Raw genomic sequence first — 26,168 nt, 5'->3', positions numbered from 1 at the left:
TAGTACAGTGAGGAGAAAATATGATCGATTTACACAGTCATCTTTTACCTAATATTGATGATGGTTCAAAGTCATTACGTGCGTCATTACGTATGGCAAACGAAGCTGTTGAAAATGGTATCGAAGCAGCACTTATGACACCACATCACATGAACGGCCACTATGTGAATCATAAGGCAGATATTATCCAGTTGACGAGTCAATTTCAAGAACATCTGGATAAAGAAAATATACCTTTACAAGTTTTTCCGTCGCAAGAAGTACGTATTAATGGTGGCTTGATTGAAGCTTTAGATAATGATGATATTTTGTTTGCTGATGACAGTAATCGCTATTTATTGTTGGAATTCCCGGATGATGATGTCCCCACATACAGCGAAGACATGATCTTTAAGATTATGCAACGGGGGATTAGTATTCAAATTGCCCATCCAGAACGTAATACAAAAATCATGTCTGACCCAGACATACTGTATAGTTTGATTGAAAAAGGCGCAATTGCTCAGGTAACTGCTAGTTCTTACGTGGGCAGTTTTGGTAAAAAAGTGCAGAAATTTGCTGAATCAATCATAGCGCATAACTTAGCGCATGTTTTCGTCTCTGATGCGCATGATTTACCGAATCGTGATTATGAAATGCGTCAAGCACTTGATAAGCTGAGCAGTCATTTAGGACAGGATTATCAGCAACTATTTGAAAAGAATGCTGAGGCAATTTTGGATGGTAATGACGTTGAAAAATTAGTGCCAGAATCAATTGTGAAACGCCGTTTTTTTAATGGTTTCTAGAACATATAATAATAAAGGATTAACTAAATAATGAATAATGTACTTGAACTACGCCAATTATGGGATATTATCCGTAAGCATTTCCTCATGCTCGTTTTAATGGCGATTATTGGTGGGGCTATTGGCTTTGGTATCGCTAGATTTGTGATAGCACCTACTTACAGCGCTTCAACTAGCATGTTAGTCAACCGGACAACAGATAATGCACAAACAACAGCGAATTTATCTGATCAACAAGCTGATGTGCAGATTATCAATACCTATAAAAACTTGGTTACATCAAGCAATGTTTTGGGGGATGTTGCTAATACATTGAAGAAGCCTGATCGTATTGTTGTACAAAAATATGAGCCGGCTGTGTTCGATACCCTTGCAGATGGCACACGTCGACTTGTCACACCAGAACAAAAAGAAGTGACCCGCGCATCATCACAAAAAAAATATAACTTAACGGTTGATGAACTTAAAGCAATGGTCTCTATTAGTAACCAACAAAATTCACAAGTGTTTGCTATTAACGTTAAGTCAAATGATCCAAAGCAAGCAGCTCAAATTGCTAACACAGTTGCTGATTCATTTAAAGACAAAATTGGTAACTTCATGAAAATCAATAACGTGTCAATTATTGATTCAGCGAAAACACCTGAGAATCCTGTGGCACCAAATAAAAAGTTATTTACCTTAGCAGGCCTTGTTATATTAGGTGGCTTGACGTTCTTAATTGTCTTAGTCCGTGAGTTATCTGATACAACGATTAAGTCACCAGATGACGTGACAGAACTGTTTGGTATGACGAACTTGGGTGTGGTTGGACATATTAAGTCAATGAAACATTTTGATATATCTCGCAAAGCCGAAACAGGATCACATAGCACACGATCGCGCGTGAGTCGCTTGAATCGAGAGGAGGGTTAAGGTTTATGGCATTATTTAAAAAACAATCAAAAATTGGTCGTGATGGTTTATCAGCTGAAACAATGACCAAAGGGGCACGGCTAATTGCTGCAGCGCAGCCTAAAAATCCAGTGTCTGAACAATTCCGAACATTACGGACAAATATTGATTTTGCTTCAGTAGCAAAGGGTGATGTCAAGACATTATTGATCTCATCAGCATTACCTTCAGAGGGTAAGTCAACGATTACTTCTAATCTTGCCGTTGTCTATGCACAACAAGGTAAAAAAGTACTCCTTGTAGATGCTGATTTGCGTCGACCAACAGTGGCCGTGACTTTTGGCATTAATGATAATCATGGTTTGACTAATTATTTGGCAGATGCTAATAGTGATGCACAAGCCATTATTCATACAACAAATATGGCAACACTGGATGTCATTACTTCGGGACCAGTGCCACCTAATCCAGCTGAGTTATTAGGTTCAGGACGTATGACTGCATTAATTAGTGCGTTGAGAAATAAATATGACATTGTGATATTCGACGTGCCACCATTCTTGATGGTGACTGATGCACAAGTGTTAATGAGTAAAATGGACGGTGTTGCGGTTGTTGTGAGCGGTGGTAAAACCACAAAGGGCGCTCTGCAACGCACGTCAGAAATTTTAAAGATTTCTGAAGCACCGGTACTTGGCTTTGTCTATAATGACCAAAATCAGAAGAAAAGTTCAAGTAGTGGTTATGGGTATGGCTATGGATACGGTTATGGGGAGACCAAGTCTAAGTAGTCGCTCTTTTAATGGGAGATTGGAGAGATGAATGGTTTATAAAAAAATTGTTAAGCGCCTACTAGATTTATTACTGTCGGTGCCAATGCTCATCATACTAATATTACCGCTACTTATAGTGGGACTTATTATTAAGTTGACTTCTAAAGGGCCGATTTTATTTAAACAAGAACGCTTTGGTAAAAATTCAAAGCCATTTATTCTGTATAAGTTTCGTTCAATGACGAGTACAGCACCTGTCAAGGCTAATTCGGAATTTAATGATATTGCAAGTTACGTGACACGTTTTGGCATGATCATTCGTAAAACATCAGTTGATGAATTACCTCAATTATGGAACATCATTAAGGGCAATATGAGTTTTATTGGACCAAGGCCTTTAGCCAAGACTGATGCTAAGGTATTAACGCTTCGTAAAAAGAATGGTGCTGACCAAGTATTACCTGGTATTTCGGGGTTAGCACAAGTGAACGGACGTAATAATCTTTCAGATGAAGATAAGGCAGCTTATGATGCAAAGTATGCGGCACGTATTAGTTTTAGAGTAGATATGTTATTGATAGTTGAAACGTTTGTGTCTGTGTTGAAACGTGATGGTGTCTTTAAAGAAACTATGATTGATGATGATTCAAAAAAAGATATGGTAGGCCATGAGTAAAAAAGTACTAATGTTAGCGGCAAAAGCTAACATGATTCAACAATTTAATCATCGCAATATTAATATATTGCAAGACTTAGGGTATGAAGTTCATGTTGCGACCAATATGATTGATTTTGGTTCGATGTCGGCAACAGAAAATGAGCGGTTTAAGCAATGGATGAGTGATAATCAAGTTATTGCGCATCAAATTGATTTTGAACGACGTATGGGTTCTTTGAAGGGGAATATACAATCTATTAAGCAATTACGAACATTGTTTAAGCAGGATAATTTTTCGTTTATTCATGTTCATTCACCATTGGGCAGTATTTTAGGGCGATTGGTCGCTAAACAATTTAAAGTACCAGTTATTTATACCGCGCATGGTTTTCATTTTTTTAAAGGTGCCTCTAAACTAGCATGGCTTGTATTCTACCCATTAGAATGGGCATTTTCATTTATAACAGATACATTAATTACGATTAATGATGAAGATTATGCATTAGCGAACAAGCATATGCATGCCAAGCGAATACTTAAAATTAATGGTATTGGTGTCGATGTTGAACGAGCGTTGTTAGTGACAAATGATTGTAAAAAAGCAGCGCGTCAACGTATTCGTCATGAACTTAATATTCCAGATGATGCGTTTTTAATGTCTTCAGTAGGTGAATTAAGTGATCGTAAAAACCACAAAATTGTCCTCGAAGCACTTAAAATGATTCCATTAGCAGCACGCCAAAATATCTATTATATCATTGCCGGTACTGGGTCTAATAGTGAAATGTTGACGACATTGGCTAATAGTTTTGATTTTGGGAAGCAGTTTAAGCTTTTAGGCTATCGTAGAGATATTCATGAAATTAATTATGCTAGTGATGTATCAGTATTTCCATCTTTTCAAGAGGGGTTAGGAATAGCAGGGCTTGATGCAACAATAGATGGCACCTATTTAATTGGTTCTAATAGACGAGGCATTTCAGATTATATTAAACAAGGTATTAATGGTAGTATTATTGATCCAAGTGATGCAGTAAAGTTAAAAACGGCTATATTAGACAACATAAGTTGTCAAGATGAATTATTTCCACATAATGATTTAGTCGAGTTTGGTATATCAAAGGTCGATCAAAAAATGACACAATTATATAAGGAGCTTTTATGAAAAATGGCATAGTTATTTTGAATTATCTTAATATGTCAGTAACGTTTGAGACAGTAAAAAATTTATTAACTCAAAATAATATTGACAGTTTTCAAATTGTTATAGTTGATAATGGCTCAAAGAATGGCTCAATTGAATATTTGAGTCAAAACTTTAGCATGTATCAAAATATAACAGTATTAGAAGCGATTTCTAATTTAGGATACGCGCAAGGAAATAATGTGGGTATTAATCATTTGAGAAAACGTAATATTGATAATGTTTTAGTTATGAATAGTGATATTAGTTTCTCCGAAGCTAACGGGTTAGAACAATTATTTTTAGATATTCCTAACAATGTAGGCGTGATTGGACCAAATATAATTGGAAATAACAATGCACCAGCAAACCCGATACGAATACCAGTTGGTTTTAAGGATACATTGATACGATTTAGTTATAATTCACTGAGAAACATCATGCCCATGTTTCTCAAAGAAAATGTTAAAAGAAAAACAAATAATTTAGTAGATAAGAATATTAAGTCAATGTTGAGTAATTCGGAAAATGAATTTTTTGTACATGGAGCAGCATATATATTGACACATCATTATTTTAATGTGCTGCCAGAATTATACCCTAAAACATTTTTATATTATGAAGCACAAATATTAAAAATATTGTCCAATAAGTTTCATTTGAATTATTTTTTGAATGCTAATGTAAAAATGAAACATATAGAAGATCAATCTTCAAAATTTTCTTTCGGTAACAAAAAAAGTAAGAAGCAAAGGTTAGTTGCTAAATCTCAGTTGACGGCATTAATTTTGTATATTAAATTATTACGTCCGCAAGTATTTATAGATAAATGGAATAAAAAATAGTGGAAATTTTTAAATTTAAAAGTAAATATACGGGATTACCTGAATTGTTTGGTTTGCCAGCAGTCGGCAAGACTACCTTCATAGCTAATCAACCTCAATTAATAAATATTAATGAGCGATCAAATCACAATTTTTTGATTAGATATAGTCAGAAAATAGTATCTGTTGTTAGAATAGCTATTTTAAACCCTAAATATTTCATACGTAGTATTATTTTTTTAAAATCGTTTGACATGAATTTAAAAGATAAACTAAGATTATTAGTTAATCTATTAAGAGTAGTCAATGAAGGCCATATCAAGATAAATAATGGTATTTCGGATCAAGGCCTTTTTCAATCTTTGTGGTCAATTGGTGTGTATAGTCATAATTCAATTTCTGATGTAGAACAAAAATTAACAGTATTTCTGGAACAAAACCCAAATTTTTTGCCAAAAGAAATAACTATCATATCAGACATTATGGAAAATAACCTCAGCCGTGAAACACAAAGATATGGTTACTTAAAAACATATTATGAAAATAATCAGATGATTAATCGTTCAATGTCTGTTGAAACAATAATAATAGATATAGTTAGCACACTGTACATAAAGGTAGACTAGAAAATATGTACTACATATACAATACATACAGATAGTAGGAGATAAGCAATATGAAAATTCAGTTCGTTTTACCTCCAAATTATAATCAAGCTGTTGGTGGATATAAAATTGTATTTCAATATGCTAATTGGCTTAGTGACAGAGGACATGATGTGCATATTTATTTTATGTTACTTGATGAACCAATTGTTATCAGTTTGGTGAGGCAAATTAAGCGAAAATTATTGGGACAAAGTACGATAAACAATACGTTAACATGGTATAAGTTATCAGAAAAAGTTACAATGCATTATAATGTTTCGCATAGAGTTATTGAGTCGATTAGTGATGGTATATTAGTGGCAACTTTTTTTAAAACAGCTAAGAATATTCTGAACGCCAATGTTTTAAAGAATGATAAGTATTATTTGATACAAGATTATGAAATATTTGCTGGTTCTCAAAAGGATGTTGATACCACTTGGCGATATGATTTAAAAAAAATTGTGATATCAGAATGGTTATTAAAAAAGTCAGAAGAGTTGGGAGTCTCAGCAGAATTAGTACCTAATTTTATAGATGATGCTGAATTTTACCCTGTTCAATTATTAAACGAAAATCCAATAGTGTCAATGCTATGGCATGAAAATCCTCGTAAAAAATCCATTCTCGGTTTGGAGGCTATCAAGTTGGCAAAAAAACAAATACCGAATTTAAAAGCAATTTTTTTTGGAAAAGGCAAAGCGCCAGCTGATTTTCCAAATTGGATTACTTATTATCAAAATGCTACAATCACTCAACTCCGAGAAAAGATATATGGACAATCAACACTTTATCTGATGACTAGTGATTTTGAGGGTTGGGGACTAACGGCTATGGAAGCCATGGCTGTTAATATTCCAGTAATTTCTACTGAGAATGGCGGAATCAGAAATTTTGCTAATGATGATACTGCCTTTATTATTCCCATTAATGATTTATCGGAGATGTCTCATGCAATAGTCACTCTTATTAATGATGACGATAAACGTGCCCAATTAAAAAATAATGCCACAAAAAAAATACAAGACTTTACACTAACTAATTCAGGACATGCACTAGAAAAAGAGTTTGCTAAATACTAATCATATTCGAAAAAATACATGAGGTATATTAATTTGAAAATTGCTGTAATAATGTCAACATATAATGGCCAAAAATACATAGAAGATCAAATCAAGAGTATTTTTGATAATAAGCTGAGTGATGATATAACTTTGTATGTTCGAGATGATGGTTCAACTGATAATACCTGTGCTATGTTAAATGAAATGAGTAAAAATTTTCATATTGATTTAACTGTAGGCAATAATATGGGTTATAAAAAAAGTTTTGAAAAATTAGTGTATGACATAGTTAGTTTAGATTATGATATATATTACTTTGCTGACCAAGATGACATTTGGCACAAGGATAAAATTGCAGTGTTTCAACATGAATTTAATTGTTTAAGCCCTAGATTAGTTTTTTCTAATGCTGAATTGATGATTAATTCACAACTAAGCAATCAATTTTTATATGAAGAAAATTATGATATTTGGAAAAGTTTTCAAAGTTTGTTTATGTACGGTAATATTTATGGTATGGCTATGGCTATTAACAAAGAATTAATGACAATTATAAAAAGTGATCGACCAGTTAACTCCATTGCACATGATAATTGGATTCCTATTGTAGCACATTTATCTGGGGATATTGTATATGTTAACAAGCCCTTAGTATATTATCGTGTGCATGATAAGCAACAAATTGGTGTAAGCAGTAGTGAATTAATTAAACCTACTACTTTATTGGGGAAAATCAACAAAATATTTGCACACCCTTTTGACAAAATAGCATTATTATTTAAGACAGATACCTTTTTTTCAGAACGCGCACGATTAATTGATGAAATGAGGTTAACTAAAAATCTTACTCATCAACAAATTAGTTTAATTACAAATCTTAAAGAAGTAAGACATTCAGTGTTTTCTAGAATAAAAGTTCTAGTAAATCCCCTATTTAGAGGAAAAACACCTTACTATACTGTTAGGTACGTTATCAAAGTAGTTATTGGCAATTTGTGATTTTCAAAATACGGTAATATAATAGAAAGAATATAATTATGCATAATGTAGTAGCAGTTGTCATTACATATAATCCAGACGTTGTACAATTACAAAAAAATATTGAGCAAATGTTAGTTCAAACGAATAAAGTTATAATTGTAGATAATGGTTCAAAAAATTTAAGTGAATGGCACACATTGTTTAGTAATCAAAATATTATAGTTGTTCCATTACAGAAAAATGTCGGCATTGCTAAAGCACAAAATATTGGCTTTATAACGGCAAAAGAATATGATGTTAATTGGGTCTTAACTATGGATCAAGATTCACTTTTAGCACCAAAAACAATAGATAAGTTGTTAGAAGTGCCGGAGGCTAAAAAAGAGACTACAGCTATTTTAACACCAAGATATGTTGATGTTAACTGGACGGATGAGCAAAGGCAACATGAAGATAATAATTTAAACGGCTTAGTACAAGATATGGACACTGTTATTGCATCTGGTAATTTAGTATCTGTAAATGCGTGGCAAGCTATTGGTGGATATGATGAGTGGTTGTTTATTGATCAAGTTGATTTAGATTTTGACAAGAGATTAAAGTTAGCTGGTTTTAACATTTTTCAAGTTAATACGATTGAAATGGCGCATGAAATTGGCGAAGTAATTGATCGACCAATATTTCAAAAATTACTCGGGTTTAGTAAAACAAGTATTTTTTCCGACCATTCAGCTATGCGTCAATATTATATCTTTAGAAATAGGATTATATACTGGCGACGTTATCCAGAAGTGAGAAGAAATGAACACTTTGTAAGAGAGTCTATCACTGGTAGTCGCCATATTTTATTGTTCAAAAATCATAAATTAAAAAAATTGTTTGCGTCTTGGAAAGGAATTAAAGATGCTTGGTATTATGACCCTGAAAAAGACAGTGATTTCCAAGAATTGAAAGAGCGTGCGATAACATATGGTAGAAACAGAGAAGCAAATAAGTAGTGAATATGGCTGGTTGAATTCTAGCTCTAGATATCAATCAGCCAAGAAGAATATTATGGTCTCCGTTTTGGCACAACCTTTGTTATTAATATTAACATTTGGTGTGAGAACGGTTTTCATCAAAACACTTGGAGAAGAGTATCTTGGATTGAATGGTTTATATACTAATCTTTTAAGCTTTTTATCCTTTGCAGAACTAGGTATAGGAATCGCAATTTCGGCAGCATTATATGAACCAATTGCAGCACGCAATATAAAAGCTATTAATGCGTTAATGATATTTTTTAGAAAAATATATCGTATTATTGCTGGTATCGTGTTTGTAGGTGGGATAATTTTGACAGTAGCATTACCATATTTTATCAATGGTACCATACCACCGTTTGCTAGAATAGGCTTTATATTGTTCTTTATGAATTCTGTCGTTTCTTACTTGCTAGTGACTAACAGAACATTACTTGCAGCTGATCAAAAACAGTATATCAATGTATTAAACCAGTTTGCTTTTTCTATGGTTCAGCAAATTATACAGGTGTTGATATTAATATATTTACATAACTTTTTATTGTATTTAGCAATTCAAATTATGTGCACATTAATATCAAATATTTGGATATCTATTATTGTTAGAAAAAACTACCCCTTTTTAAACTATAATATTTCTGAAAAAATATCACCTAAGGTACTTTCTAAATTAAAAAGCAATGTATTAGGTATGGTGTCAGCTAAATTTGGTGGAATAATCTTAACAGGAACTGATAATATTATCTTATCATCATTTATTGGACTCACTATTGTTGGACAGTACAGTAACTACATGTTAATTATTAACGGATGTGTATTAGTATTGAGTGCAATATTAGGTGGTATCACAGCTACAATCGGGAATTTAAAGTCGGAAAAGAATAAAATAATTGAAACACAATATTTTAATAATTTTTTTGATTTAAATGCATTATTAATTTCAATTATTAGTATGGGGTTAACTATTTTTCTTATACCTTTCATCAAAATTTGGGCAGGACCTGATTATATATTGTCTTGGGTAACTAGCGGATTAATTGTTATGACATTTTTTACTAATCAATTACGTCAAATAGGTATCTCATATATTGTCGCATATGAACTGTTTGGTAGTTTGAAAATCAAATCCATCATTGAAGCAGGGACTAATTTAATTGTGTCGCTACTACTAGTTGTCGTTTTTAAATTAGGTATTATGGGTGTACTAATCGGGACGTTATTAAGTAATATAGTGATTAATTATTATTGGGAATCTAAAATTGTCATGTCTGATGCACTGCATGCTAGTACTAAAAAACAAACTGTCAAAATGTATTTATATACGCTAGGTTCTGCTATTATATTATTTAGTTTGTCTTATATTTCTCATGTCATTAATGCCAGTTTTAATTACTGGATAACATGGATACTTGATTTGATGATTTTTATGATTATGAGTATTCTAGTGATAAGCGTACATTTGTATAAAAACCAAGAACTAAGACAGTTATTTTTTAATAAGTTGTTAAGGAGAGCATAACTCAGATGTTATATATGGCAATCGTTATTATAAGCTTAGTATTTGGATTGAGTACATCGTCTAATAGAATAGTTGGCTTTTTAGGTTTAATGGGATTGGGTTGGTTAATTGCGACTGATTATATAGAAACTAATGGTGATTATGCTAATTACTTATCAGCTTATAATACAGTTAGTTCGGGAAATACGCCATTTGAAAATGGGTATACGTGGTTAGAATTAATTTCGTACAATCGAGGTTTAACTTACGAAGAATTTCGTTTCTGGTTTGCGATTGTAGCCGTACTAATCTTGTATATTGGTGTGGTTCGTTTTACTAAAAATATTTCACTATTCGTTTTTTTGTTTGCAATATCAACTTTTTTTGCCGATGGAACACAAATTAGAAATTTAATGATGATTGCTATCATTATACTTGCTACTAGTTTTTTGAAAAAATTATCATTTGTTAATATAAGTATTTTTGTAGTACTTCTCTATTGTGCAACTCAATTGCATAGTAGTGGTTACGCGTTTTACATAATTTTGATTGCGCGTTTATTACCGCGAAAAAATCTAAAAAATATTTCGTTATTCACAATAGCTGCTACTTTTGTTTTTAGTCTGACATTAAAAATATTTGGATTTAGCACTTTATTTAACGTTTTAGTAAAAATATTTGGAAGCACAGTTCAGAGGGTGAATTTTCTGACTAAATTGCATAGTTATACTAATGGTACTAATAGTTATACAATATTATTGATATGGATAACTGTATTAGTTTCTATTGGGATTTCATTTGTTTTATTTAGGTTAATAAACAACGTCGAACTTAAAAAGACCAATGAGAATGCTCGATTATTATTTTTTGGAATGAGCACTGCTATAATTGCAATGCCACTAGTGATCATGGCACCAGACTATTCGAGAATCGCAAGAAATGCTACATTATTTTTATTTATTCTAGTATCACTTTATTTTGAGAAATCAAATATTAAAAATAATTTATCAATAAGTAAAAACAAAGTTGTAATTATGATGATTATTTTTCTAATACCATTCATCTATGTTCATGATACAATATGGGGGCCAACTTTCTTGAATTCAATATCATACACAGCTAAATTAAAAAATCCATATTTTTATAAACAATAGTGGAATATAATTTTTTAGTATATGTTGATTTAACAATTAATATTTGATTTTAACTTAAATAAGAAAAGAGAGAAAACAATGAAAGGTATTATCCTAGCCGGAGGTTCCGGCACAAGACTTTATCCCATTACAAAGGCAACTAGTAAACAATTGGTGCCAATTTATGACAAGCCTATGATTTATTATCCCTTGTCTGTTTTGATGTTGGCTGGGATTAAAGATATTTTACTCATCTCAACACCAGAATATGTTGAACAATTTGAAGAATTGTTTGGCAATGGTCATGATATCGGCTTGAATATTGAATATGCAATTCAAAAAGAGCCTCGCGGACTAGCTGATGCCTTTATTGTTGGCGCTGACTTTATTGGTACCGATACGGTTGCGCTTGTCCTAGGTGATAATATCTTCTATGGTGCTGGTTTGTCAGAACAGTTACAGCAAGCGGCCATAAAAACAACTGGTGCAACTGTATTTGGTTATCAAGTCAAAGATCCAGAACGTTTTGGTGTTGTTGAGTTTGACGAACAGGGTAAGGCGTTATCAATTGTAGAGAAGCCAGAGCACCCAAAGTCAAACTATGCAGTAACTGGTTTATATTTTTATGACAATGATGTGGTTGAAATTGCGGCTAATGTTAAGCCATCAGATCGTGGTGAAATTGAAATTTCTGATATTAACCAAGCCTATCTTGATCGCGGTGATTTAGATGTTCAAGTCATGGGTCGCGGTTTTGCTTGGTTAGATACTGGGACACATGATTCACTACTTGAAGCCTCATCCTTCATTGCAACGATTCAAAAGCAACAGAACTTAAAAGTGGCTTCACTTGAAGAAATTGCTTATCGTATGGGTTATATTGGTATCACGCAATTAGAAAAGTTGGCACAACCATTAAAGAAAAATGATTACGGTCAGTACTTACTACGCATTGTTGCTGAAGAAGGGAAATAACATGACTGAAGATTTTTTTGAAAAAAAATTAATTGCACGACCAATTACTGCAATTCCTGGCATGATTGAATTTGATATTCCGGTTCACGGTGATAATCGTGGTTGGTTTAAAGAAAACTTTCAAAAAGAAAAAATGTTGCCATTGGGTTTTCCTGAAACATTTTTTAAAGATGGGAAGCTACAAAACAACGTATCATTATCTCGCCAAGGTGTATTACGCGGTTTGCATGCTGAACCATGGGACAAGTATATTTCCGTAGCTGATAATGGTCGTGTACTCGGGTCTTGGGTTGATCTACGTGAAGGCGACTCATTTGGGCATGTTTACCAGACAGTCATTGATGCAAGTAAGGGAATTTACGTGCCACGCGGTGTAGCTAATGGTTTTCAGGTCTTGAGTGAGACGGTGTCGTATTCATACTTAGTCAACGATTATTGGGCACTTGAATTAAAGTCAAAGTATGCTTTTGTAAATTACGCTGATCCTGCTTTAGGAATCACTTGGGATGATGTCACTAATGCTGAAGTGAGTGAAGCTGATAAAAAACATCCATTACTCAAAGATGTTGTGCCACTAAATACAGAACAATTGCGATAGGAGAAAAGTCATGACCGAATATAAAAATATTTTAGTTACTGGTGGCGCTGGATTCATCGGTGCTAACTTCGTCCATTATCTTGTTGCTGAACACCCTGACGTTTTTGTCACAGTATTAGACAAACTCACTTATGCGGGAAATAAGGCTAACTTGGCTGGCTTACCTGAAGATCGTGTCAAGCTCGTTGTTGGCGACATTGCTGACGCACCATTGGTGGACAAGCTCGTGTCTGAAACTGATGCTGTCATTCATTATGCAGCCGAGAGTCACAATGATAACTCATTAAAAGATCCGTCACCATTTGTGCAGACTAATATTATTGGCACATATACATTAATTGAAGCAGCTCGTAAGTACAATAAGCGTTTCCATCATGTATCAACTGATGAAGTCTATGGTGATTTACCATTGCGTGAAGATCTGCCAGGACACGGTGAAGGTGCCGGCGAGAAATTTACACCGGAATCACAATACCGACCATCAAGTCCTTACTCATCAACTAAGGCTGGTTCTGACTTGTTGGTACGTGCTTGGGTACGTTCGTTTGGTTTGCAAGCCACAATTTCTAATACCTCTAACAACTATGGCCCTTACCAACATATTGAAAAATTTATTCCACGTCAGGTAACGAATATCATTTCAGGCATCAAGCCAAAATTATACGGTGCCGGTAAAAATGTTCGTGATTGGATTCATACGTATGATCACGCAACTGCTGTTTGGGCTATTTTAACCAAAGGTAAGATTGGTGAAACCTATCTGGTAGGTGCGGACGGTGAAAAGGATAATATCACTGTTTTGCGTGCTATTTTGACAGATATGGGCAAAGCTGAAGATGATTTCGACTTTGTGCAGGATCGTTCAGGTCATGATTTGCGTTATGCCATTGATGCCACAAAGATTCGTGAAGAATTGGGCTGGGAACCAAAGTATACTAACTTTGAGACTGGCTTAGCGGACACAATCAAGTGGTATCAAGATAACGAAGCCTGGTGGCAAGCAGAAAAAGCTGAAGTTGAAGCCAAGTACGCAGAAAACAACCAGTAAAAATGATTTAAAACTCACACCATGTGAGTTTTTTGTCTATAAGGGAGAAAGTCAAAATGAAGTTTTTAGTAACAGGTGCTAACGGGCAATTGGGTCAAGAGTTACAAAAGTTATTGCGCGAACGTGGATTAGATTTCATGGCTTTTGATTCTAAGCAATTGGATATTACGAATCGTGTCGCAGTTTTTGCGACTTTTGAACAGGTACAACCAGATGTTGTTTTGCATGCCGCCGCCTATACAAAAGTTGATGTAGCAGAAGATGCAGGGCGTGAACTTAATTGGCAAGTGAACGTTAATGGCACGAAAAATGTTGCTGATGCCTCAAAAACATATGGAGCTAAGTTAGTCGCTGTATCGACAGACTATGTGTTTGATGGCACGAAAAATAGTGACTATGTAGAAACAGATGCTGTGAATCCACAAAACGCTTATGGCCGTGCCAAGTTGGCCGGCGAATTGGCAGTCACAGAAAGTGGCGCTGATGCTTATATTGTGCGTACCAGCTGGGTATTTGGTGAGTTCGGTAATAACTTTGTCTATACGATGCAACGATTAGCCGCAACGCATTCTAAGTTAACAGTTGTCAATGATCAATTAGGCCGACCAACTTGGACGCGAACGCTGGCTGAATTCATATTACATTTAGTTGATGTTAAGGCGACTTATGGCGTTTATCATTTGTCTAATGCGGGTACGACAACTTGGTTCGATTTTGCTCGTGAGATTTTGAAGGACACCGATGTTGAAGTTGCACCGGTTACTAGTGCAGAATTTCCACAAAAAGCCTATCGACCAAGACATTCTGTGATGAGTCTTGAAAAATCTGAAGCAACAGGATTTGAAATTTTGAATTGGCGAGAAGCTTTGGAGGTGTTTTTGACGGGGCTGAAAAACGCTAAATGATAGTGAGTGAAAGAAAAATTTTTAGAAGCTTTGCAGAAAGAAAGCGACTATAAGTTGAATGAAGAAGTCGCTCGTAACATTGCTGAAAGCGTCAGTCAGTCGATTGATTTTTCTAACCAATATGAAGTCCACAAAAGTATCCGTCAACGCGCGTTGGATATTTTACCTAAAATCAAGGCAACTTATTTTGTGGCATAGTATTAATGATTAACTTGAGAACTTGGGCATTCTGCTCAGGTTCTTTTTTTACTGGATAATGCCTTAGAAAATTGACAGGATTTATCAATTGATAAAGGAGACGTACTCATGATAAGCGATTCAGACAATAAAATAACAGAAGAGACAATGCCTATAATCGATGAGTGGGCATCACTATATAGCAAGATACCAACTGAGGTAGTAGCACTTGATGAAAAAAGGCAGTATAATCAAGAAAAGTCTCCAGATTTTCATGACTGGTTGATTAACGGCTAATGTCTGATAATTATTGGCAAGAGACAGATTACCTAATGAAAACTGAAGCTAATCGACAGGCATTAGTAAATAGTATTGCTAGTGTGAATCGTGGAGAAGGTAAAGTATTAACGCCCGATGAATGAGATCAAATTAATGAGTAAGGTAGATGTTCATTTTTCGACACAAGCATGGGAAGAGTATGAAGCGTGGTATACAAAAGATGCTAAAATAGTAAAAAAATTAATAGATTAATAAAAGAAATATTATCAACACCTTTCACAGGAACAGGAAAACCAGAGCCTTTAAAATATGAACTAATGTGCTTGGACTCGAATAATAGACAAAGAAAATCGCTTAGTGTATATTGTCACTGAAACGCAGTTGCAGATTATTCAAACACGATACAATTATTGATATGTTGTTTTTTTGATGATTGGCTTGTTTGGTAAAACTGAGTTAGGTATAGCAACAAATAGTAATAATATTTATGACATCCTAAAATTGGTTCGACTACTGACTTAGGGTCACGATATATTCATTAGATTTTTCACGGTTTTCATCTGGTATCTCGATTTTTGATATGTTAAGATTATTAAAACAGTCTGTAGATATTTCTAGTTTGCAAAATATGTTTTTAAGCATTGAAAAATCACCATATTTACCGAATCAACCACAAAATAATATTTTGATAAAGAATTTACTACTGTCCATGGGTACCCCAGATATTTCTGATTGGAAAGTCCTAACAGAAATATCTGATAATTTGACAACAGCAATGTTATTTACTACTATAATAGTATAGACGTTGCTGAGATGCTTGATGGATAAACGCCTACCGATGAGTGGTTGTGTAGCAATGGCAATAAGTCTTGCAGTTGCAATTTGGGAAAGTACCATAATCAAGGCCTCTTTTGAGGTAACGTAGTGAGAGATTTAAGCGCTGACCACTAGCGTGGGGTTTAAACTCGTGCCTATATATTAAACAGATGCGACTTTGTTAAAGTATCTATCAATTTATAAAGAAAAATAAACGCCCGACATGTATTTTGGTATGTCGTGTTTTTTTATGAAAATAAATGAAAAATCTTAATTGAAACGTGTAAAATAGTCAATGTTGACCATAACAATAATAGGAGTAAGTCTTTGAAAAAGTATAACGTTTTAATTGCTGTTTTTTGTACAATTGTATCATTTGGTATACCGTTGTCTATTGAATATTGGTGGCAATGGCCACATAGTGGTCAAGGCGACTGGCTCAGTTTTTGGGGCAATACATATGGTGCAATTGTCGGCATATTAGTGTCAACAATTATTGCAGCAATTAATACAAAAAATCAAATTGCTGAAACAAAAAAACTAAATGATCGTGATCAATTAAATGCCCGTAAATTAGATGAAATAAAAAACATTCTGACTAATATACATGGCATTAATTTAGAGCTCATTTACTTTAATGCGTATGTCGATGACTATGTTGACGATCAATCAGAATCGTCATTACAAGAAAACGACTTATTAAGTGAACGGTATGATTTAGACGAACGCATGGATAAAGTCAATGTCTTCAGATCGTCATGTTCAACGTCTATTGATCTACTTAATATTTATGGCGTTTCTAAAACGACTTTGAGGTCAGTAGAATCTGAATTAGATGACGCAATTAACGCATTTAATACGTTCACAGAAAAGCAAGACACAGAAAGTCAATCCAAACTTTGGTCATTTTTAGGACAAGTATCAGATGCTTTAAATATAGCAAGTAAGAACGTTAACAAACTGTTAGACGGCTTTATATTAAGAGAATATAGTGACTAAGTACGTCAAAAAATAAGATCCCGCAAGGGGTCTTATTTTTTGACAGATTAATGCTCCAGTCGATAATGATTTGGCGTGATATTTTTAATATGCTTAAATGATGAGGTGAAATGACTCACACTGGCAAATGATAATTCCTCTGCAATTTCACTAATTGATAAATCTGTATGTAACAGTAACTGTGTGGCAGTTTCTATTTTTTGATTGATAATATATGATTTAATTGATTCATGATATTTTTCTTTGAATGCGGGATTTAAATTATTGACAGGAATAACTAATGAAAAAGCTATTTTTCTGAGGGTTAATTTTTCTTTTAGATGCTTATCAATATAATTTTTTATTTTGTCTGCAGCTGACAGATTATGTTTTAGATTATAAATTTTGACTTCTGTAAAATATAACCATGCTATGTCTGCAATTATCTTGTTAAAATGAGTGAAATGTGATGTCAATTCAATTTTTTTAACAAGTTTGCTTTGTAATTCTAAAGCTAATTGAGTGGGGTAATCGTGCGTGATAATATTACGATGAAGAATGGCAATATAGCTAATGAGTATATCTTTTTCACTGCGTGTTTTGCTAATAGTTGAAAAACGACTGCAACATGTTGGTAAATTGATAAAACGTTTTAGCATTATTTTGAATGTCGCTTCATTTGAACTATTAATGGCTGACATTAAATGGGTGCTAATTTTTGATATGTTGTTTAATTCCTCAGATTCATTAACTTTGTTTTGGTTAGTTTCAAAATCAGTGTCTAATTCACGTAGAAGTATTTCTTTTTTTGGCGCACATTTTTGCGTATAAATAGCATAAAGTGATTGACACAAAATAAGTTTATCGCTCAAAATATTAGTTAAAGTTGTCACTAAATTATATGAGTTTAAATTTTGTTGTTGAAAAACGATAAATAAAATAGTTTTTTGGTTTGGTGCTTGAATCCGTAATACAAAACCAGAATCAAAAGTAAACATTTCATAAAGATTTTTGATTGGCAATGAAGTGATTTGGTTGATAATTGTGTTGATAGTTATTTTCTGAATGTTATTTACATTGTCGTTATAGTAACAAGTATGGTTAGATGATTCTAATAAAAAAACTGTTCCCTCTGATAATTGCGCTAAAAGTATTAAATTATCCATACACAACCCCCCTAAAAATGTAATTGTTGTCATTTTAGCATACTAATTATAAAAAATCATTTGATTTATAAATTGGAAAATATGCTCATGTTTAAAATGTAGTCAATTTTTGATAAAACAAGTTAGTTTTTGAAATGCGTTTAACAAAGCGTCGTGATAAACTCAGTTTAGAATCATTTTAACATAAAAAAGGGAGAAAACATGATCAAACAACAAAGTCATTACAAGTTATATAAGTCTGGAAAACTATGGGTTTCAGCAATGATTGCAACAGGAATGATCACAATAAGTGCATCACCTATCATAGCAAGCGCCTCGAAAACTGATGGTGCGGCAATAAGTGTCGTTGATAAAAGTACGGTATCATCGGACGGAAATACGCTTCAAAAAAACGACGTCAATAAAAAGGAAATCACTAGCAGTGAACCAATAACACTATCAGCTCCCGAAAATGTGACTTATAATGTCGGTGATCAGATTAATCTTTTGGATAATGTCACTGCAAGTGATAATGCAGATGGCACGAAAAATAATGTGACTGTTACTAATATTGTTGATGAATCAGGTCAAAAAGTTACAACAATTCCAACTGATAAAGCAGCGACGTACACCGTCACATACACGGTCACTAATTTAGAAGGGCAGTCAACAACTAAAAACACAACAGTTGTTGTAAAATCAACTGTTGCTGAATCAAATACAAGTGACGCAAGTATTTCAGAAAATACAAGTAGCGACAAGACATCAGATTCAGAAAGTATAAGTAGCGATAAAGCACCAGATTCAGAAAGTACAAGTAGCGATAAAGCACCAGATTCAGAAAGTACAAGTAGCGACAAGACATCAGATTCAGAAAGTATAAGTAGCGATAAAGCACCAGATTCAGAAAGTACAAGTAGCGATAAAGCATCAGATTCAGAAAGTACAAGTAGCGATAAAGCATCAGATTCAGAAAGTACAAGTAGCGATAAAGCATCAGATTCAAAAAGTATAAGTAGCGACAAAACAATCAGCACTGATAAAGCAAGTAAAAATATAACAAGTAATCCGAATGATAAAGACAAAGCTAATTTGAAATTATGGGTTACTACAACACAGAGTCAAGCACAAACGCATAAAGATGATATTGATGACATTTTAGACCAGTCTAATCAAGCAGCGGATGCGAACAATGCAGATACAATTGTTAGAAATACGGCTGTTTTAGCACTTAGCAACCACCAAACACAAGAATTAGCAACTGTAAAAAGTAATACTGAGCAAATTGCCAATCAGACAATACAATCAAAAACAATTAGTGAAAATCTTATCACAGCGACTAATAATATTGTTTTGAATATGAGTAAAGAGGTTGAATTAGCTGGTGCAATAGTTAATGATGATAAAAAAGGAATTAACGCTGCGCAACTTAATCAAGCCAATGAAGCTATCAATAAAATTGTATTACCTAAAGGAGCTAATGCAACTTTATCAGCTTATGGCGATTTAATTATTTACGCCGATAATAGTGCTACTTATAATCAATCATTAAGTGCTATTGAATCCCAGGGATTAACAAAAGCATTTAGAAATATTGTTGATCCAGACGGTTTTTCAGTAACTGATCCAGTTTATCCTGCGGATATGTGGGTTGATCCTAATCCAGATCATTACACCTTTAGTTGGCGACAATCAACGGCGAATAGTCCTATACCAAAAAACATTGTGCTTTCGACTGATAGACAGGGTAAGGGAACTTTATATGTCAATGAGTTAGACAACAATAATCAAGTATTGGCAACTTATACCGTGCCTAAAAATTCATCTTATACATCTCCTAATTTCGGTATGACTTATTTTAATGATGAGTATTCTGGTATTGCGCGATCCACAACGTCAACACTATGGACAGAAAGATTTAATTTATCAAACACTGGGCGTACAGACGGTAAAGCAAAAGCTACCTCATTTATTGTGCCTGAATTGATTTCTCAAAAAACGTCATATGTCGACCTGAATGGTAAAGAGCTCCAACCGAGTTATGTACAGACGGGTTTGAGTGGACAGAAATATACAACAGCCAATAGTACTGAGGCTGTTATACCTGGATATTATGCAACGATACCTATGAACGCCTCTGGTACGATGTCTCCTTATGGTTTGTCAGATGGCGAGACAAGTAAAACATACTATAAAGACTTTCATAATGGCGTAAAATATGTTTTTACAGAAACTGATAATACCGGTAATATGGCAGTTGATGTGATAGATACAGATACAAATAAAGTTGTATACCACATAGACTCTTTAGCACCTGAACAACAAATTGATAAGCCAGTCTATGTAAAAAATAACGCAAGCTACATATTGCGTAGTATTTATATACCGCAAACAAAAAATGTTGTTTATACGTATGATAAATTAGGGTCGTTTATTCTGACTTCAGAGGATCCCGCATTTCCTGATACAAAACCACAACAATATACTAATAATCCAACTGATCCCACAACAATTCAAGACCAAATTGTACCTAATGTACCTGGATATACAGCGTTTGACAAAGATAACAATCAATTAACGCCAGGCTCTGTGTATAATCCTACGGATATAGGTAAGGATACAACCATCCACTATATTAACAATATGCAAAAAGCAACAGTATCATATATTGATAGTGCTACTGGTGAAATTTTAAAAGTTGATAATATTACAGGGCCTTTTGATAGTACATCGCCTTATCGTACTGACAGCAGTATACAAGCCTTTAAAGATGCTGGATATGTCGTAGACTCAAATACATACCCTTCAACTGGACTGGTATTTGATCGGGATGATACTACAACTCAAACCGCAATTGTCAAATTAACTCGCGTACGTACAAATGACAAACCAGAAATTACAGCACCAGAAACAGTATCATACAAGGTTGGTGACCAAATTGATCCATTGGCTAATGTCACTGGCACAGATACAGAAGACAAGACAACTGATGTGGCTGTGGCTAAGATTGTTGATCCAGCAGGTAATGTTGTTACAGAAATACCAAATGACAAGCCCGGTGAGTATACAGTAACTTATACAACCACCGATAAAGATGGTAACACGACGACAAAGGATGCGACGATTACGGTTGTCTCAAATGACAAACCAGTGATTGCAGCACCCGATGCGACTTATAAAGTTGGTGACCAAATTGATCCATTGGCTAACGTCACTAGCACAGATACAGAAGATGGTAAAACTGATGTCACAGTATCAAAGATTGTTGATCCAGAGGGTAATGTTGTTACAGAAATACCAAATGACAAGCCCGGTGAATATACGGTAACTTATACGACCACGGATAAAGATGGTAACACGACGACAAAGGATGCGACTATTACGGTTGTCTCAAATGACAAACCAGTGATTGCAGCACCCGATGCGACTTATAAAGTTGGTGACCAGATTGACCCATTGGCTAACGTGACTGGGACAGATACAGAAGATGGTAAAACTGATGTCACAGTATCAAAGATTGTCGATCCAGAGGGAAACGTTGTCATCGAAATACCAAATGACAAGCCTGGTGAGTATACGGTCACGTATACAACCACGGATAAAGATGGCAACACAACGACAAAAGATGCCACCATTACGGTGGTTTCAAATGACAAACCAGTGATTGCAGCACCCGATGCGACTTATAAGGTTGGCGACCAGATCGATCCATTGGCTAACGTCAGTGGGACAGATACAGAAGACAAAACAACTGATGTCACAGTATCAAAGATTGTCGATCCAGCAGGCAATGTTGTCACAGAAATACCAAATGACAAGCCTGGTGAGTATACAGTCACGTATACAACCACGGATAAAGATGGCAACACGACGACAAAAGATGCGACCATCACGGTTGTCTCAAACGACAAGCCAGTGATTGCAGCACCCGATGCGACTTATAAAGTTGGCGACCAGATTGACCCATTAGCAAACGTCACTGGGACAGATACAGAAGATGGTAAAACTGATGTCACAGTCGCTAAGATTGTCGATCCAGCGGGCAATGTTGTCACAGAAATACCAAATGACAAGCCTGGTGAGTATACGGTAACGTATACAACCACGGATAAAGATGGCAACACGACGACAAAAGATGCGACCATCACGGTTGTCTCAAACGACAAGCCAGTGATTGCAGCACCCGATGCGACTTATAAAGTTGGTGACCAGATTGATCCATTGGCTAACGTCAGTGGGACAGATACAGAAGATGGTAAAACTGATGTCACAGTATCAAAGATTGTTGATCCAGAGGGTAATGTTGTTACAGAAATACCAAATGACAAGCCCGGTGAATATACGGTAACTTATACGACCACGGATAAAGATGGTAACACGACGACAAAGGATGCGACTATTACGGTTGTCTCAAATGACAAACCAGTGATTGCAGCACCCGATGCGACTTATAAAGTTGGTGACCAGATTGACCCATTGGCTAACGTGACTGGGACAGATACAGAAGATGGTAAAACTGATGTCACAGTATCAAAGATTGTCGATCCAGAGGGAAACGTTGTCATCGAAATACCAAATGACAAGCCTGGTGAGTATACGGTCACGTATACAACCACGGATAAAGATGGCAACACAACGACAAAAGATGCCACCATTACGGTGGTTTCAAATGACAAACCAGTGATTGCAGCACCCGATGCGACTTATAAGGTTGGCGACCAGATCGATCCATTGGCTAACGTCAGTGGGACAGATACAGAAGACAAAACAACTGATGTCACAGTATCAAAGATTGTCGATCCAGCAGGCAATGTTGTCACAGAAATACCAAATGACAAGCCTGGTGAGTATACAGTCACGTATACAACCACGGATAAAGATGGCAACACGACGACAAAAGATGCGACCATCACGGTTGTCTCAAACGACAAGCCAGTGATTGCAGCACCCGATGCGACTTATAAAGTTGGCGACCAGATTGACCCATTAGCAAACGTCACTGGGACAGATACAGAAGATGGTAAAACTGATGTCACAGTCGCTAAGATTGTCGATCCAGCGGGCAATGTTGTCACAGAAATACCAAATGACAAGCCTGGTGAGTATACGGTAACGTATACAACCACGGATAAAGATGGCAACACGACGACAAAAGATGCGACGATTACAGTTGTCTCAAATGATAAGCCAGTGATTGCAGCACCCGATGCGACTTATAAAGTTGGTGACCAGATTGATCCATTGGCTAACGTCAGTGGGACAGATACAGAAGACAAAACAACTGATGTCACAGTATCAAAGATTGTCGATCCAGAGGGAAACGTTGTCACCGAAATACCAAATGACAAGCCTGGTGAGTATACAGTCACGTATACAACCACCGATAAAGATGGTAACACGACGACAAAGGATGCGACGATTACGGTTGTCTCAAATGACAAACCAGTGATTGCAGCACCCGATGCGACTTATAAAGTTGGTGATCAGATCGACCCATTGGCCAATGTGGCTGGCACAGATACAGAAGATGGTAAAACTGATGTCACAGTCGCAAAGATTGTCGATCCAGCAGGCAATGTTGTCACAGAAATACCAAATGACAAGCCTGGTGAGTATACAGTAACGTATACAACCACGGATAAAGATGGCAACACAACGACAAAAGATGCCACCATTACGGTGGTTTCAAATGACAAACCAGTGATTGCAGCACCCGATGCGACTTATAAAGTTGGCGATCAGATTGACCCATTGGCTAACGTCAAAAGCACAGATACAGAAGATGGCACAACAACCGTTACAGTATCAAAGATCGTCGATCCAGCAGGCAATGTTGTCACAGAAATACCAAATGACAAGCCTGGTGAGTATACAGTCACGTATACAACCACGGATAAAGATGGTAACACAACGACAAAGGATGCCACAATTACGGTTGTCTCAAACGACAAGCCAGTGATTGCAGCACCTGATACGACTTATAAAGTTGGTGACCAGATCGATCCATTGGCCAACGTCAAAGGCACAGATACAGAAGACAAAACAACTGATGTCACAGTATCAAAGATTGTCGATCCAGCAGGCAATGTTGTTACAGAAATACCAAATGACAAGCCTGGTGAGTATACAGTAACGTATACGACCACCGATAAAGATGGCAACACGACGACAAAAGATGCGACGATTACGGTTGTCTCAAATGACAAACCAGTGATTGAAGCACCCGATGCGACTTATAAAGTTGGTGACCAAATTGATCCATTGGCTAACGTCAGTGGGACAGATACAGAAGACAAAACAACTGATGTCACAGTATCAAAGATTGTCGATCCAGCAGGCAATGTTGTTACAGAAATACCAAATGACAAGCCCGGTGAATATACGGTCACGTATACGACAACGGATAAAGATGGCAACACGACGACAAAAGATGCCACGATTACAGTTGTCTCAAACGACAAACCAGTGATTACAGCACCTGATGCGACTTATAAGGTTGGCGATAAGATCGATCCATTGGCTAACGTCACTGGGACAGATACAGAAGACAAAACAACTGATGTGACTGTCGCTAAGATCGTCGATCCAGCAGGTAATGTTGTCACAGAAATACCAAATGACAAGCCCGGTGAGTATACGGTCACGTATACGACCACGGATAAAGATGGCAACACGACGACAAAAGATGCCACGATTACAGTTGTCTCAAACGACAAACCAGTGATTGCAGCACCTGATACGACTTATAAAGTTGGTGACCAAATTGATCCATTGGCTAACGTCACTGGGACAGATACAGAAGACAAAACAACTGATGTGACTGTCGCTAAGATCGTCGATCCAGCAGGTAATGTTGTCACAGAAATACCAAATGACAAGCCCGGTGAGTATACGGTCACGTATACGACCACGGATAAAGATGGCAACACGACGACAAAAGATGCGACGATTACAGTTGTCTCAAACGACAAGCCAGAAATCACAGCACCCGATGCAACTTATAAAGTTGGCGACCAGATCGATCCATTGGCCAACGTCAAAGGCACAGATACAGAAGACAAAACAACTGATGTGACTGTCGCTAAGATCGTCGATCCAGCAGGTAATGTTGTCACAGAAATACCAAATGACAAGCCCGGTGAGTATACGGTCACGTATACGACAACGGATAAAGATGGCAACACGACGACAAAAAATGTGATCATAACGGTGGTTTCAAACGATAAGCCAGTGATTGAAGCACCCGATGCGACTTATAAAGTTGGTGACCAAATCGATCCATTGGCCAACGTCAAAGGCACAGATACAGAAGATGGCACAACAACCGTTACAGTATCAAAGATTGTCGATCCAACAGGTAATGTTATTTCAGAAATACCAAATGACAAGCCCGGTGAGTATACGGTAACGTATACGACCACGGATAAAGATGGTAACATAACCACAAAAGACGCAATCATTACGGTGGTTTCAAATGAAGTAGGCCTAGAAAATAAATCGAAAACGATAGTTGCGCCTATAACTATTGATCGAAATGGTAAATTGACAGGCAAAAATCAGTTGAATGCTAATAATAGTTTGGTAAGGCAACAAGGTGTATTACCAGCTACTGATGTTAAAACAACTAGTTTTAAAAATATTGGTATGGTAGGACTTCTCGTTTCTCTTATTGGCTTAGTGGCCAATAAGAAGCGACGCAGTGAAGATAAGTAATTTAGTGTACATCAAATTGTCGATAGTACTTTTTGTTTAGCAGGTTACATATACTACTAATTGATACCC

At 35.7% G+C, this 26,168-nt stretch carries 22 protein-coding genes and 1 pseudogene; 22 read left to right on the top strand and 1 reads right to left on the bottom strand.

What is annotated here, in order from left to right:
- Positions 1-20: 20 nt before the first annotated feature.
- The 21 genes and pseudogenes from AB3K24_RS06640 to AB3K24_RS06540 all read left to right on the top strand — a co-directional run bounded on the left by AB3K24_RS06640 (position 21) and on the right by AB3K24_RS06540 (position 17,262).
- Positions 21-788, top strand: coding sequence for a tyrosine-protein phosphatase (locus AB3K24_RS06640; protein ID WP_367974521.1), 768 nt, complete (start codon positions 21-23; stop codon positions 786-788).
- A 30-nt stretch (positions 789-818) separates the two neighbouring features.
- On the top strand, positions 819-1,703 hold the full coding sequence (locus AB3K24_RS06635) for a YveK family protein (protein ID WP_367974519.1): 885 nt from the start codon (positions 819-821) through the stop codon (positions 1,701-1,703).
- A 5-nt stretch (positions 1,704-1,708) separates the two neighbouring features.
- Positions 1,709-2,473: a CpsD/CapB family tyrosine-protein kinase gene (locus AB3K24_RS06630; protein ID WP_367974517.1), complete on the top strand. Its 765-nt coding sequence runs from the start codon at positions 1,709-1,711 to the stop codon at positions 2,471-2,473.
- A 31-nt stretch (positions 2,474-2,504) separates the two neighbouring features.
- Complete coding sequence (locus AB3K24_RS06625) at positions 2,505-3,131, top strand: sugar transferase (protein WP_367974515.1); 627 nt, start codon at positions 2,505-2,507, stop codon at positions 3,129-3,131.
- A complete protein-coding gene (locus tag AB3K24_RS06620; protein WP_367974513.1) occupies positions 3,124-4,278 on the top strand; it encodes a glycosyltransferase in 1,155 nt (384 codons plus the stop codon). The genes AB3K24_RS06625 and AB3K24_RS06620 overlap by 8 nt, the downstream gene beginning before the upstream one ends.
- Complete coding sequence (locus AB3K24_RS06615; RefSeq protein WP_367974512.1) at positions 4,275-5,141, top strand: glycosyltransferase; 867 nt, start codon at positions 4,275-4,277, stop codon at positions 5,139-5,141. The genes AB3K24_RS06620 and AB3K24_RS06615 overlap by 4 nt, the downstream gene beginning before the upstream one ends.
- Positions 5,141-5,746, top strand: a complete 606-nt coding sequence (locus tag AB3K24_RS06610; RefSeq protein WP_367974510.1) for a hypothetical protein — start codon at positions 5,141-5,143, stop codon at positions 5,744-5,746. The genes AB3K24_RS06615 and AB3K24_RS06610 overlap by 1 nt, the downstream gene beginning before the upstream one ends.
- A 50-nt stretch (positions 5,747-5,796) precedes the next feature.
- Positions 5,797-6,849, top strand: coding sequence for a glycosyltransferase family 4 protein (locus tag AB3K24_RS06605; RefSeq protein ID WP_367974508.1), 1,053 nt, complete (start codon positions 5,797-5,799; stop codon positions 6,847-6,849).
- 33 nt (positions 6,850-6,882) lie between these two features.
- The gene (locus AB3K24_RS06600; RefSeq protein ID WP_367974507.1) at positions 6,883-7,830 is read left to right on the top strand and encodes a glycosyltransferase; all 948 of its coding nucleotides are present in this window, start codon (positions 6,883-6,885) and stop codon (positions 7,828-7,830) included.
- Positions 7,831-7,868: 38 nt separating this feature from the next.
- On the top strand, positions 7,869-8,810 hold the full coding sequence (locus AB3K24_RS06595; protein WP_367974505.1) for a glycosyltransferase: 942 nt from the start codon (positions 7,869-7,871) through the stop codon (positions 8,808-8,810).
- Complete coding sequence (locus AB3K24_RS06590) at positions 8,782-10,353, top strand: lipopolysaccharide biosynthesis protein (RefSeq protein WP_367974503.1); 1,572 nt, start codon at positions 8,782-8,784, stop codon at positions 10,351-10,353. The genes AB3K24_RS06595 and AB3K24_RS06590 overlap by 29 nt, the downstream gene beginning before the upstream one ends.
- Positions 10,354-10,358: 5 nt before the next feature.
- Complete coding sequence (locus tag AB3K24_RS06585) at positions 10,359-11,486, top strand: EpsG family protein (protein ID WP_367974501.1); 1,128 nt, start codon at positions 10,359-10,361, stop codon at positions 11,484-11,486.
- Positions 11,487-11,564: 78 nt separating this feature from the next.
- The gene (gene rfbA, locus AB3K24_RS06580; RefSeq protein WP_367974499.1) at positions 11,565-12,440 is read left to right on the top strand and encodes a glucose-1-phosphate thymidylyltransferase RfbA; all 876 of its coding nucleotides are present in this window, start codon (positions 11,565-11,567) and stop codon (positions 12,438-12,440) included.
- A gap of 1 nt (position 12,441) precedes the next feature.
- A complete protein-coding gene (locus AB3K24_RS06575; RefSeq protein WP_367974497.1) occupies positions 12,442-13,038 on the top strand; it encodes a dTDP-4-dehydrorhamnose 3,5-epimerase family protein in 597 nt (198 codons plus the stop codon).
- A 10-nt stretch (positions 13,039-13,048) separates the two neighbouring features.
- Positions 13,049-14,086 carry a dTDP-glucose 4,6-dehydratase gene (gene rfbB, locus AB3K24_RS06570; protein WP_367974495.1) on the top strand — a complete coding sequence of 346 codons (1,038 nt, stop codon included), beginning with the start codon at positions 13,049-13,051 and terminating at the stop codon, positions 14,084-14,086.
- Positions 14,087-14,142: 56 nt separating this feature from the next.
- The gene (rfbD, locus tag AB3K24_RS06565; RefSeq protein ID WP_367974493.1) at positions 14,143-14,991 is read left to right on the top strand and encodes a dTDP-4-dehydrorhamnose reductase; all 849 of its coding nucleotides are present in this window, start codon (positions 14,143-14,145) and stop codon (positions 14,989-14,991) included.
- A 6-nt stretch (positions 14,992-14,997) separates the two neighbouring features.
- Positions 14,998-15,189, top strand: a complete 192-nt coding sequence (locus AB3K24_RS06560; protein WP_367974492.1) for a hypothetical protein — start codon at positions 14,998-15,000, stop codon at positions 15,187-15,189.
- 108 nt (positions 15,190-15,297) lie between these two features.
- On the top strand, positions 15,298-15,465 hold the full coding sequence (locus AB3K24_RS06555) for an AbrB family transcriptional regulator (protein WP_367974491.1): 168 nt from the start codon (positions 15,298-15,300) through the stop codon (positions 15,463-15,465).
- Positions 15,465-15,590 (top strand): type II toxin-antitoxin system Phd/YefM family antitoxin, encoded by a 126-nt coding sequence (locus AB3K24_RS06550; protein WP_367974489.1) that lies wholly within the window; start codon positions 15,465-15,467, stop codon positions 15,588-15,590. Before AB3K24_RS06555 ends, AB3K24_RS06550 begins: the two co-directional genes overlap by 1 nt.
- A 96-nt stretch (positions 15,591-15,686) precedes the next feature.
- Positions 15,687-15,861, top strand: a pseudogene (locus tag AB3K24_RS06545) (Txe/YoeB family addiction module toxin).
- Between the two features lie 729 nt (positions 15,862-16,590).
- Positions 16,591-17,262 (top strand): hypothetical protein, encoded by a 672-nt coding sequence (locus tag AB3K24_RS06540; RefSeq protein ID WP_367974487.1) that lies wholly within the window; start codon positions 16,591-16,593, stop codon positions 17,260-17,262.
- Between the two features lie 47 nt (positions 17,263-17,309).
- Here the strand turns inward: AB3K24_RS06540 and AB3K24_RS06535 are convergent, their stop codons facing one another.
- Positions 17,310-18,407, bottom strand: a complete 1,098-nt coding sequence (locus AB3K24_RS06535) for a helix-turn-helix transcriptional regulator (protein ID WP_367974486.1) — start codon at positions 18,405-18,407, stop codon at positions 17,310-17,312.
- A 201-nt stretch (positions 18,408-18,608) separates the two neighbouring features.
- Between AB3K24_RS06535 and AB3K24_RS06530 the strand changes: the two genes are divergently transcribed.
- Positions 18,609-26,099, top strand: coding sequence for a bacterial Ig-like domain-containing protein (locus AB3K24_RS06530; protein WP_367974484.1), 7,491 nt, complete (start codon positions 18,609-18,611; stop codon positions 26,097-26,099).
- The last annotated feature ends 69 nt before the right edge of the window (positions 26,100-26,168 follow it).

It is taken from the genome of Leuconostoc aquikimchii (genome assembly GCF_040838325.1).
Lineage (GTDB): Bacteria > Bacillota > Bacilli > Lactobacillales > Lactobacillaceae > Leuconostoc > Leuconostoc aquikimchii.
Note: the sequence above shows the minus strand (reverse complement) of the source record. Positions and strands in the feature narration are given on the sequence as shown.